This is a genomic window from Microbacterium sp. ZW3a, assembly GCF_057167165.1.
This window is the reverse complement of record NZ_CM169903.1, coordinates 2,314,294-2,326,395: the sequence shown is the minus strand read 5'-3', so window position 1 is coordinate 2,326,395 and position 12,102 is coordinate 2,314,294. Positions and strand designations below refer to the sequence as shown.

Here is a 12,102-nt window from a genome sequence, read left to right as displayed (position 1 = left end):
CCGCGAATAGGCTGAACGGGTGGCGCAGAGCATCTACATCACGTCAGCCGAGGGGCACTCGGGCAAATCCACGGTAGCCCTGGGCGTTCTCGACGCCCTCAGCCGGGTGACTCCGCGCGTGGGCGTGTTCCGCCCCATCGCCCGGTCGACCGCCGAACGCGACTACGTCCTCGAGATGCTGCTCGACCACGACGGCGTCGACCTCGCCTACGACGACTGCGTCGGCGTCAGCTACGACGACGTGCGCGACGACGCCGACGCGGCGCTCGGGCGCATCGTCGAGCGTTACAAGGCCGTCGAGGCGCAGTGCGACGCGGTCGTGGTGATCGGCAGCGACTACACCGACGTCGGAAGCCCCGCCGAGCTCGCGTACAACGCGCGCATCGCCGCCAACCTCGGCGCCCCCGTGCTCCTCGTCCTCGGCGGACGCGCTCAGCAGGGACAGGGCGAGACGCTGGGGCTCTCGGTCGCGCGTACCCCGAACGAGGTCGGCCAGATCGCGGCGCTGGCCATGCCCGAGTTGCTGCACGAGCGCGCGGAGGTCTTCGCGGTCGTGATCAACCGCGCCGACCCCGAGTACCTCGACGACATCGTCTCCTCCGTCCGGCAGGTCGTGGAGGCGGCTCCCGCGCAGGGGCGACGCACGGTCCCCGTGTGGGCTCTTCCCGAAGACCGCTTCCTCATCGCCCCGTCCATGCGCGGAGTCCTGCGCTCGGTCGAGGGTGATCTCATCAAGGGCGACCCCGAGCTGCTGACCCGCGAAGTTCTCGGTGTCGTCGTCGCCGGCATGTCCATGGTGAACGTCCTTCCGCGGTTGAAGGAGTCGGCGGTCATCGTCATTCCCGCCGACCGCTCCGAGGTGCTGCTGGCCACCCTGCTGGCCCACGCCTCCGGCACGTTCCCCTCGCTCGCCGGCATCGTCCTCAACGGCGGCTTCGAGCTCCCCGACGCCATCGTGCGCCTCATCGACGGTCTCGGTTCCTCGCTGCCGATCATCGCTACCGACCTCGGCACCTACGACACCGCCGTGCGCATCATGAACACCCGCGGGCGTCTGGCGGCCGACTCCCAGCGCCGATACGACACCGCGCTGGCGATGTTCGAGCGCCACGTCGACACCGAGCTGCTCACGCGGGAGCTCGGCGTTGCCCGCCCGAGCGTCGTGACGCCGCTGATGTTCGAGTACGGCCTGGTCGACCGCGCGCGCAGCGACCGTCGCCGCATCGTTCTGCCCGAGGGCACCGACGACCGGGTGCTGCGGGCCGCGGCCACCGTGCTCGCGCGCGGCATCGCCGACCTCACGATCCTCGGCGAGCCGATCGAGGTGCGCGGTCGCGCGATCGAGCTCGGCATCGACATCCGTGACGCAGAAGTGCTGAGCCCCTTCGACGCCGTCCACGTCGACAAGTTCGCCACCGAGTACGCGCGCTTGCGCGCCCACAAGGGCGTCACCTACGCCCAGGCGGCCGACACGGTCACCGACGTGTCGTACTTCGGCACGCTCATGGTGCACCTCGGGCTCGCCGACGGCATGGTCTCGGGTGCCGCGCACACCACGGCCCACACGATCCGCCCGGCGTTCGAGATCATCAAGACCGCTCCCGGTGTCTCGGTCGTCTCGAGCGTGTTCCTCATGGCCCTGGCCGACCGCGTGCTCGTCTACGGCGACTGCGCGGTGATCCCCGACCCCACGAGCGAGCAGCTCGCCGACATCGCGGTGTCGTCGGCGGCGACGGCGACGCAGTTCGGCATCGAGCCGCGCGTGGCCATGCTGTCGTACTCGACGGGAGAATCCGGCACCGGCGCCGACGTCGAGAAGGTCCGCTCGGCCACGGCCCTGGTGCGCGAGCGCGCGCCCGAGCTGCTGGTCGAGGGTCCCATCCAGTACGACGCGGCGGCGGACGCCGCGGTGGCGAAGGCCAAGATGCCCAACTCCGAGGTCGCGGGGCGGGCCACCGTGTTCGTCTTCCCCGACCTCAACACCGGCAACAACACCTACAAGGCCGTGCAGCGCTCGGCGGGCGCCGTCGCCATCGGGCCGGTGCTGCAGGGCCTGAACAAGCCCATCAACGATCTGTCGCGCGGGGCTCTCGTCGACGACATCGTCAACACGATCGCGATCACCGCGATCCAGGCCCAGGGGAGCGCCTCGTGAGCGTCGTGCTGGTTGTCAACAGCGGTTCGTCGTCGTTCAAGTACCAGTTGCTCGACATGGAGCACGAGCGGGTCCTCGCCTCGGGGCTGGTCGAGCGCATCGGCGAGGGGGTGGGCGTGGCCACCCACACGGTCACCGCCGCGGTCCTCGCGCCCGCCGACGGTCCCGCGCCGACGGTGACCGATGCCACGTCCACCATCGAGCGTGAGATCCCCGATCACACGGCGGGCTTCGCCGTCATGCTCGAGGCCTTCGCCGCGCACGGGCCCTCGCTCGAGGAGCGCCCGCCGGTGGCGGTGGGGCACCGCGTCGTGCACGGCGGCGCCCGGTTCTTCGAGCCCACCGTCGTCACCCCGCTCGTCGAGATCAACATCGACGAGCTGTCGGTTCTCGCGCCCCTGCACAACCCCGCCAACCTCGCGGGGATCGTCGCCGCGAAGAAGGCGTTCCCGTCGGTGCCGCACGTCGCCGTCTTCGATACCGCGTTCCACCAGTCGCTGGCCCCGGCGGCGTACACCTACGCCATCGATCGCGAGCTCGCCGACGCGCACCGCATCCGTCGCTACGGTTTCCACGGCACCAGCCACAAGTTCGTCAGCGAGTCCGCCGCCGCCTTCCTCGGCCGGCCGCTGACCGAACTGCGGCAGATCGTGTTCCACCTCGGCAACGGCGCATCGGTCACCGCGATCGAGGGTGGGCGTTCGGTCGAAACGTCGATGGGGCTCACCCCGTTGGAAGGCCTCGTCATGGGCACGCGGTCGGGCGACCTCGACCCGGCGGTGCTGTTCCACCTCGCGCGCCGCGCCGACCTGTCGATCGCCGATCTCGATGCGCTGCTCAACAAGCGCTCCGGGCTCCAGGGGCTCGCGGGGGTGTCCGACATGCGCGACCTCACCGCCCGCTGCGACGCCGGCGACCCGCACGCCCAGTTGGCTTTCGACGTCTACATCCACCGTCTGCGCGCCTACGCGGGCGCCTACCTCGCTCAGCTCGGCGGGGTCGACGTCGTCTCCTTCACCGCCGGCGTCGGCGAGAACGCCGCCCGCGTCCGGGCCGAGGCCGTGGCCACGCTCGGCTTCGCCGGGGTCGAGCTCGACCCCGAGCGCAATGCGGCGCGGGGGCGCGGCATCCGCCGCATCTCCACCGACGCTTCCCCCGTCGCGGTGCTCGTGGTTCCCACCAATGAAGAGCTCGAGATCGCCCGGCAGACGTTGTCGGTCGCGTCCTGAGCGCACCGCCGTGACGCGCCTGCGCGCCGCCCGCGCCCTCGTCGGGGGCGCGCTCGTCGGGCCGATGGTGCTCGAGCTCACGGGCTCGCAGATCCGGACCGTCCGTCCGGCGCGCGAGGGCGACGTTGTCGACATCGACCTCGTCGGCGGCACCCTCACCGCGGGGCTGCTCGACGTGCAGGTCAACGGGTCGTTCGGCATCGACGTCGCCGGTGCCGACCCCGGGGAATGGCGAACGCTGCTCGCGGGACTGGCCTCTCGCGGCGTCACCGGGGTGCAACCCACCGTGATCACGGCGCCCCTGGACGATCTGGCGGCGTCCGTGGATCGGATCGGCCGTGCGCGCGACGCGTTCGCCGACGAACCGGTCGCCCGCGTCCTCGGGGCGCACGTGGAGGGGCCGTTCCTCTCTCCGGTCCGGGCGGGTGCTCACCGGGCCGCCCTTCTCCTTCCTCCGACGCGCGAGAACGTCGACACCCTGCTGACCGCGCCCGGGGTGCGCGCCGCGCTTCGTACGGTCACACTGGCCCCCGAGCTGCCGGGTGGGCTCGACGCCGTCCGGCGCCTGACCGAAGAGGGTGTCATCGCCGCGGTGGGCCACAGCAACGCGACCGCGGCAGAGGTGCACGCCGCAGGCGACGCGGGAGCGACGATGTGCACCCACGTGTTCAACGCACAGCGGCCCCTCGCGGCGCGCGAGCCCGGCGTGCCCGGAGCGGTGCTCGCCGACGACCGTTTCTTCGTGGGGACCATCCTCGACGGCCACCACGTCGATCCCACCGTCATCGCACTCGCCCTGGCGGCGGCGGGGCGACGGATCGTGGGCGTGACCGATGCGATCGTGACCGCCGGTCTCGAACCGGGCACCCGCCTCACGTTCGGCGGGCAGCCCGTCGATGTCGACGACACCGGTCTCGGCCGACGCCCCGACGGCACGATCGCCGGATCCGGCATCGTGCTCGACGAGGGTGTGCGCCGCATGATCACCGCGGGCCTCGACCCGGCCGCCGTCCTGACCGCGTGCACCGAGAGTGCCGCCCGGTCGCTGGGGCGCACCGACATCGGTCACGTCGCCGAGGGCGCGCTCGCCGACCTCGTCTGGTGGGATGCCGCGTGGCATCCGTCCCGCGTGTGGATCGGCGGGCGGGCGCTCGCCGTCGCAGACCGGTGAGAATCGCGCCCCTCCGCCAGTACGCTGGGGGAGCGGCGCTCCGGGCGCCCGCCCAACCCGCCGCCTGATCTGGAGTCCGCCGTGACCGAGAGCCGCGACCTGCCCGACCTCACCGCGTACGACGCCGTGCTGTTCGACCTCGACGGGGTTCTCACCCCGACCGCCGAGGTGCACATGCGGGCGTGGAAAGAGATGTTCGACGAGCTGTTCACCGCGTGGGGCATCGAGCCGGCTTACACCGAGCGTGACTACTTCGACTACGTCGACGGTAAGAAGCGCTACGACGGCGTCGCGAGCCTGCTGCGCAGTCGCGATGTGGAGGTGCCCTGGGGTGATCCCTCCGACGACCCGTCGCTCGACACCGTGTGCGGCGTCGGCAACCGCAAGAACGTCGTATTTTCGCGCATCCTCCGCGCCGAGGGCATCGCCCCGTACCCCGGGTCGGTCGCGGTCCTCGACGCGCTCCAGGCCGCCGGCACCCCGATCGCGGTGGTGTCCAGCTCGAAGAACGCTGTCGAGGTCCTCGAGGCCGCGGGTATTCGCGACCGCTTTCCGGTGGTGATGGACGGCGTCATCGCCGAGCGCGACCACCTCGCCTCCAAGCCCGCGCCCGACGTGTTCGCCGAGGCGGCCCGCATGCTCCGCGTCGACCCGGCGCGCTCGGCCGCCGTCGAAGACGCGCTCAGCGGCGTCGCCTCGGCGTCGTCGGCGGGCTTCGGGCTCGTCGTCGGCGTCGACCGGGGGGTCGGTGCCGATGACCTCGCCGCCGCGGGGGCCGACGTGGTCGTCGACGACCTCCAGGCGTTCGTAGACTGAGCCGTCGCCTCGCGCGACTGACCCGAACCCGGCCACCGGAAGGCATGCCCCCGATGATCGATCGCGATCGTTTCCCCGTCGACGAATGGCGCCTCGTCGAGACCGAGTTCTCGGTCGACGACACCGGCGTGACCGAGACCCTGTTCGCCATCGGCAACGGCTATCTGGGCCTGCGCGGCAACTCGATCGAGGGGCGCTTCGCCCACGAGCAGGGCACGTTCATCAACGGGTTCCACGAGACCTTCCCGATCCGCCACGCAGAGCAGGCGTACGGCTTCGCCGAGGTCGGGCAGACCATCATCAACGCACCGGATGCCAAGGTCATGCGCGTGTACGTCGACGACGAGCCGCTCTCGCTCGACGTCGCCGACGTGCGCGAGTACGAGCGCGTGCTCGACCTGCGTCAGGGCATCCTCCGCCGCAGTCTCCTGTGGGTGACCCCCTCGGGCAAAGAGGTGCGCATCGAGGACGACCGGTTCGTGTCGTTCGACGAGAAGCACCTCGCGGTACTGCGGCTGACGGTGACGGTGCTCAACTCCGACGCCCCGGTCACGGTGGCATGCCAGCTGCTGAACCGCCAGGACGGCGAGGGCATCTACGGCGGCTCGCCGATGGCATCCAAGCAGGCGGGTTTCGACCCGCGGAAGACCGAGAAGCTCACCGACCGCGTGCTCCAGCCGCGGGAGTACTGGCAAGACGGCGATCGGTCGGCGCTGTCGTACGAGGCGACCGAGTCGGGCATGACGATCGCCGTCGTCGCCGACCACGAGGTCGACACCGAGAACGAGTACACGTCGCGGCAGCTGGTCGAGCCCGATATCGCCAAGAACGTCTTCCGCGTGCAGGCGCGGGCCGGGGTTCCCACGACCGTCACGAAGTTCGTGAGCTACCACACCTCGCGCGGCGTGCCCGCGGGTGAACTCGTCGACCGCTGCCGACGCACGGTGGATCGTGCCCGGAGCATCGGCGTCGACGTGCTGGTGCAGCGTCAGCTCGACTGGTTCGCGGCCTTCTGGGAACGCTCCGACGTGCGCATCGGTGGCCAGGCCGACCTGCAGCAGGCCACCCGGTGGTGCCTCTTCCAGCTCGCGCAGGCCGCCGCCCGGGCCGACGGGCAGGGCGTCCCCGCCAAGGGCGTGACCGGCTCCGGGTACAGCGGCCACTACTTCTGGGACACCGAGGTGTACGTGCTGCCGTTCCTGGCGTACACCTCGCCGCAGTGGGCCCGTAACGCCCTGCGCATGCGGTACCTGATGCTCCCCGCGGCCCGCAAGCGCGCCCACCAGCTCAACGAGGCGGGCGCCCTCTTCCCGTGGCGCACGATCAACGGCGAGGAAGCGTCGGCCTACTACGCCGCGGGCACCGCGCAGTACCACATCAACGCCGACGTGGCCTTTGCGCTGGCGAAGTACGTCCGCGCCACCGGCGACGAGGAGTTCCTCGCCCGCGAGGGCGTCGACATCGCCGTCGACACCGCGCGTCTGTGGTCGACGCTGGGGTTCTGGCGATCGAGCGACGGCACCGACGACGGCGAGCGCGACGCCTTCCACATCCACGGGGTCACCGGGCCCGACGAGTACACCACCGTCGTCAACGACAACCTCTTCACCAACGTCATGGCCCGCTTCAACCTCCGCTTCGCCGCGCGGACGGTGCGCGATCTCGCCGAGAACGATCCCGAGGCGTACGGTCACCTGGTCGACCGCATGAACCTCGACCCCTCGGAGCCCGACGGGTGGGAGAAGGCGGCCGAGGCCATGCACATCCCGTTCAGCCCGGCGCTCGGCATCCATCCGCAAGACGCCGTGTTCCTCGAACGCGAGATCTGGGATCTCGAGAACACCCCGCCCGACCAGCGTCCGCTGCTGCTGCACTTCCACCCGCTGGTGATCTACCGCTACCAGGTGCTCAAGCAGGCCGATGTGGTGCTCGCGCTGTTCCTCCAGGGAAACCACTTCACGGACGCCGAGAAGCTCGCCGACTTCGAGTACTACGACCCGCTGACCACCGGCGACTCGACGCTGTCGGCGGTCGTGCAGTCGATCCTCGCGGCCGAGGTGGGCTACCAAGACCTCGCGCTGGAGTACTTCCGTCAGGCGGCATTCGTCGACCTCGGCGACCTGCACCACAACGCTGCCGACGGTGTGCACGTGGCCTCCGCGGGTGGCGTGTGGACGGCGCTCGTGAGCGGCTTCGGCGGCATGCGCGACCACTTCGGACGCCTGACCTTCGATCCGCGCCTCCCCGCCGACTGGCCCGAGCTGTCGTATGTGCTGCACTGGCACGGCACGAAGCTCGACATCGCGATCACCGCGACGGCCATGACCCTGCGCGCCGGCGAGGAGGGTCGGCCCGTCGAGTTCGCCGTGCGCGGGGTCGACTACACCGTCGCCCCGGGCGAGAGCGTGCGGGTCACGCTGCACGGTCAGGGCCCGCTCATCCCGGGACGCCCCTCGATCCGCCAGCTCGAGGGCTCGGTCCGCGAGGACGGCACGCTGATGTCGGCCTCGGTGCCGATCGTGACGGCCGCGATCCCGCTCGTCTCCACCGGCGACGAGCCGGTCGCGGTCGGCCTCGACGCCTGACCCTGCCCCCTCGAACGCGGCGGTGCCCTCCGGGGCGCCGCCGCGTTCGGCTTGTCTGGGGTGGTGCGGCGTTCGATTCGGAGCGGGGCGGGCATCGCGCGCTGCGCGGGGGTGGGGCGTGCGTCGCGCGCTGCGCGGGGGTGGGGCGTGTGTGAGGAGGGGAGGGCGGGGGAGGAGGGGAGGATGCCGGGGGCTGTGGCATCCTCCGTTGGCCCCGGGTCCTCCGTTCCTCACGTGTGGGGGCTCTGCCCTGCGCGCCGCGGGTGTTGCTGCGCGCCGTGGGTGTTGCTGCGCGCCGTGGGGCATTGCGCGCTGCGCGGGGGTGGGGCGTGCGTGAGGAGGGGAGGGCGGGGGAGGAGGGGCGGATGCCGTGGGCTGTGGCATCCTCTGTCGGCCCCGGGTCCTCCGTTCCTCACGTGTGGGGCCTCCGCCGCGCGCGCCGCGGGTGTTGCCGCGCGCCGTGGGGCCTCTGCCCTGCGCGCCGCGGGTACGGGCGGGCGTGGGGAGAGCGACGGACGCGATGTCGGTGGCACGCCGTAGGCTGGAGGGGTGACGACAGCCCTGTACCGCCGCTACCGCCCGCAGGCGTTCGGCGAGATGATCGGGCAGTCCCAGGTGACCGAACCGCTCATGACCGCCCTGCGCGGCGACCGCGTGGGTCATGCGTACCTCTTCTCGGGTCCGCGCGGCTGCGGCAAGACCACCTCGGCCCGCATCCTCGCGCGCTGCCTCAACTGTGCCGAAGGCCCCACCGACACCCCGTGCGGGAAGTGCGACAGCTGCGTCGAACTCGGCCGCGGGGGCGGGGGGTCGCTCGACGTCGTCGAGATCGACGCCGCCAGCCACAACGGTGTCGACGACGCGCGCGACCTGCGCGAGCGCGCGATCTTCGCCCCGGCGCGCGACCGGTTCAAGATCTTCATCCTCGACGAGGCGCACATGGTGACGCAGCAGGGGTTCAACGCCCTGCTCAAGCTCGTCGAAGAGCCCCCCGCGCACGTCAAGTTCATCTTCGCGACCACCGAGCCCGAGAAGGTGCTCGGCACCATCCGCTCCCGCACGCACCACTACCCGTTCCGGCTCGTCCCGCCCGCGGCAATGCTCGAGTACGTGCAAGAACTCTGCGAGACCGAGGGTGTCGCCGTCGAGGCCGGTGTGCTGCCGCTCGTCGTGCGGGCCGGTGGCGGCTCGCCGCGCGACACGCTCTCGTTGCTCGACCAGCTCATCGCCGGTTCCGATCAGGATGCCGAGGGGCAGGTGCTCGTGAATTACGAGCGCGCCGTCGCCCTCCTCGGGTACACGCACTCCGAGCTTCTCGACGAGGTCGTCGATGCGTTCGCGGCGCACGATGGCGCCGGGGCGTTCGCCGCGGTCGATCGCGTGGTGCAGACCGGACAAGATCCGCGTCGCTTCGTCGACGACCTGCTCGAGCGTCTGCGCGACCTCATCGTTGTGGCTGCCACGGGGGCCGGAGCCTCCGCGGTGCTGCGTGGTGTTCCCGACGACGAGCTCGAGCGCATGGCCCACCAGGCCACCGCGTTCGGAGTCGCGCGGCTGTCGCGCACGGCCGATCTCGTTGTCGCCGCGCTCGACGAGATGACGGGCGCGACCTCGCCACGCCTGCAGCTCGAACTCCTCGTCGCCCGGGTTCTCACACATACCGGTGTCTCGCAGGGCGCGTCGCCCGCGGCCGCATCCGCGCACGGTGCCGAGCACGCGGCGCCAGCCCCCTCGACGTCGCCCGCCGCCCAGGCGTCTCCACGCGTCGCGTCTCCCGCGCCCGCGGCACCCCGTGTCGCATCGCCGGGGGCGTCGCCCCGGGTGGCGGCTCCGGGAGCCGTCACGCCCAACGTCGCGCCCGCCGTGGCGTCGCCGGTCGCGGCGCCCGGTGGGGCTGCCGTGGCCTCGCCGGTCGCGGCGCCCGGTGGGGCTGCGTCTGGCACGTCGCCGGTGGCGGCGCCCGGTACGACTGCGCCGCGGATGGCGGCCCCCGACGTCGCGCCGCCCCCGGTGGCGGCGCCGGGTACGACCGCGCCCCCGGTGGCGGCCCCCGACGTCGCGCCGCCCGGCGCCCCGTCCGACGATGACGCCCCGCCGCCGTTCGACGACGAGGTGCCCCCGCCGTTCGACGACGATGAGCCGGCTCCCGGCGCTTCGGCGCCGTCGAGTGCCGCCAGCGCGCCGCAGGGCGCGGCGCCGGGCGCCCCCGTTGCACCCCCGAGCGCCCCGAGCCCGGCGCCGAGCGCCCCCGCGGCGCCGCCGCACGGTGCAGCACCCGCGGCCTCGACACCGGTGACCGACGCGCACCCCTTCGACACGGCGCCGACCGTCGAGTCCTCCGAGGTGTCGACCGTGCCCGCCGCGGCACCCGAGGAGGCGACCGCCACGGCCGCCACCGCGCCTGACACGGCCCCCGATGCGTCCGCCCCCGTGGCTGACACGGCCGCCACCGCGCCTGACACGGCCCCCGACGCGTCCGCCACCGTGGCCGACACGGCCACCACCGCCGACGACACGCCCGCGCCCTCCGCCGGCGCCGAGCCCTCGCCGCTCGACCCGCCGGCGCCGACACCACCGGCGACCCCCGTGGGGCCGCTCGAACTCTCCCACGTGCGTGACGCGTGGCCCGAGGTGCTCGGTCAGCTCGAGGCGCTCAGCCGCGCCTCGTGGCTGGTCGTCTCCAACGCCGGTGTCCTCGCCTTCGAGGGCGACGTCCTCACCCTGGCCTTCCGCACCTCCGCCGACCTCACGGCGTTCAAGACACGGTCGGCCGACGGGGGCCCGAGCGAAGACCTGCGACGGGCGATCCAGTCCGTTCTCGGCATCCGGGTCAAGTACCTCGCGCGCCTCGAGGGTGACGCCGGACCGGGCGGACCCGGAGGGGGCGCGCCCCGCGGCCCGGCACCTGCCGGATCCGGTGGAAACAGGGCGGGGCAGGGGAGTGCGCCCGCGCGCACATCCGCTCCGTACGCCTCCGCCTCGGTCGCCGACTGGGCGGTGGCACCGATCCCGGGCGGGTCGTCCACCGCGAGCCCGAGCGCACCCTCCGCGGCGTCGGTCGCCCCGACGCGCTCCGGCGCTGCCGGAACGGCGCTCGCGGTCGACGACGAGCCCGAAGAAGCACGACCCACGATGACTCCTCCCGTGGCACCGACCGCGCGCGACGGCGTGGTGCTCGCCGCGACCGACGTGGCACCGTCGGTGACCCCTCCCGATGAGGTCGACGACGACGACGTCATCCCGCCCGCCGACGAGAGCCCCGACCTGCCCGTTCCGCCGGTCGTCGTGCCGCGCATGGCGCCGCTGCGTGGCGGGGTTCAGCGCTACGGCGAAGCCGTGGTTCGGCAGATGCTGGGCGCCACCTACGTGCGCGACGAACCCTACGAGCCCCCGACGAGGTTCAGCTGATGTACGACGGCATCGTCCAAGACCTCATCGACGAGTTCGGCCGCCTCCCGGGGATCGGGCCGAAATCGGCGCAGCGTATCGCGTTCCACATCCTGCAGTCGCCGACCTTCGACGTCTCTCGATTGTCGACCCTCCTCGGTGAGATCCGCGAGAAGGTGAAGTTCTGCGAGGTGTGCGGCAACGTCTCCGAGCAGGATCGGTGTTCCATCTGCCGCGATCCGCGCCGCAACGAAGCGCTCATCTGCGTCGTCGAAGACGCGAAGGACGTCGCGGCGATCGAACGCACCCGCGAGTTCCGGGGGCTGTATCACGTGCTCGGCGGCGCCATCAGTCCCATCGCGGGCATCGGCCCCGACGACCTGCGGATCACCCAGCTCATGCAGCGCCTCGCCGACGGCACCGTGCAAGAGGTGATCCTCGCCACCAATCCCAACCTCGAGGGCGAGGCGACCGCCACGTACCTGAGCCGGCTGCTCCACACCCTCGAGATCCGCGTCACCCGCCTGGCATCCGGTCTGCCTGTGGGTGGCGACCTCGAGTACGCCGACGAAGTGACCCTCGGCCGCGCCTTCGAGGGCCGCCGCACGCTCTGACGTTGGGTCGCCGCGCGCTCTGACCGGTGACCTGCGGGCACCGCGCCGCGAGTGCGTCTCCCGGGAGGGAGACGACGGCGCCGGGTGGGTGATCTCCGAGCGTTGATCACCCGTGTACCCCGCGTTCATCCCCCGATGGACCTAC

The 12,102-nt window shown here is 72.1% G+C and carries 7 protein-coding genes; all 7 read left to right on the top strand.

The features are described from left to right. Window positions 1–19: 19 nt before the first annotated feature. The 7 genes from pta (at window position 20) to recR (ending at window position 11,957) form a co-directional block, all read left to right on the top strand. The gene (gene pta, locus ACU6WY_RS10915; protein WP_483819678.1) at window positions 20–2,155 is read left to right on the top strand and encodes a phosphate acetyltransferase; all 2,136 of its coding nucleotides are present in this window, start codon (window positions 20–22) and stop codon (window positions 2,153–2,155) included. Then, on the top strand, window positions 2,152–3,384 hold the full coding sequence (locus ACU6WY_RS10910; protein WP_483819677.1) for an acetate/propionate family kinase: 1,233 nt from the start codon (window positions 2,152–2,154) through the stop codon (window positions 3,382–3,384). Before pta ends, ACU6WY_RS10910 begins: the two co-directional genes overlap by 4 nt. A 10-nt stretch (window positions 3,385–3,394) precedes the next feature. Next, a complete protein-coding gene (gene nagA, locus ACU6WY_RS10905; RefSeq protein WP_483819676.1) occupies window positions 3,395–4,555 on the top strand; it encodes an N-acetylglucosamine-6-phosphate deacetylase in 1,161 nt (386 codons plus the stop codon). A gap of 81 nt (window positions 4,556–4,636) precedes the next feature. Further along, window positions 4,637–5,371 (top strand): HAD family hydrolase, encoded by a 735-nt coding sequence (locus ACU6WY_RS10900; protein ID WP_483819675.1) that lies wholly within the window; start codon window positions 4,637–4,639, stop codon window positions 5,369–5,371. 53 nt (window positions 5,372–5,424) lie between these two features. Beyond that, on the top strand, window positions 5,425–7,956 hold the full coding sequence (locus ACU6WY_RS10895) for a glycoside hydrolase family 65 protein (RefSeq protein WP_483819674.1): 2,532 nt from the start codon (window positions 5,425–5,427) through the stop codon (window positions 7,954–7,956). 549 nt (window positions 7,957–8,505) lie between these two features. Then, entirely contained in the window at window positions 8,506–11,364 is a 2,859-nt protein-coding gene (locus ACU6WY_RS10890) for a DNA polymerase III subunit gamma and tau (protein WP_483819673.1), read from the top strand. Then, window positions 11,364–11,957, top strand: a complete 594-nt coding sequence (gene recR, locus ACU6WY_RS10885) for a recombination mediator RecR (protein ID WP_138178246.1) — start codon at window positions 11,364–11,366, stop codon at window positions 11,955–11,957. Before ACU6WY_RS10890 ends, recR begins: the two co-directional genes overlap by 1 nt. Window positions 11,958–12,102 lie beyond the last annotated feature (145 nt).

Coding starts and splice junctions, on each gene's coding strand:
- ACU6WY_RS10895 (WP_483819674.1), top strand. CDS start 5,425: ATGATCGATCGCGATCGTTTCCCCGTCGACGAATGGCGCCTCGTCGAG.
- recR (WP_138178246.1), top strand. CDS start 11,364: ATGTACGACGGCATCGTCCAAGACCTCATCGACGAGTTCGGCCGCCTC.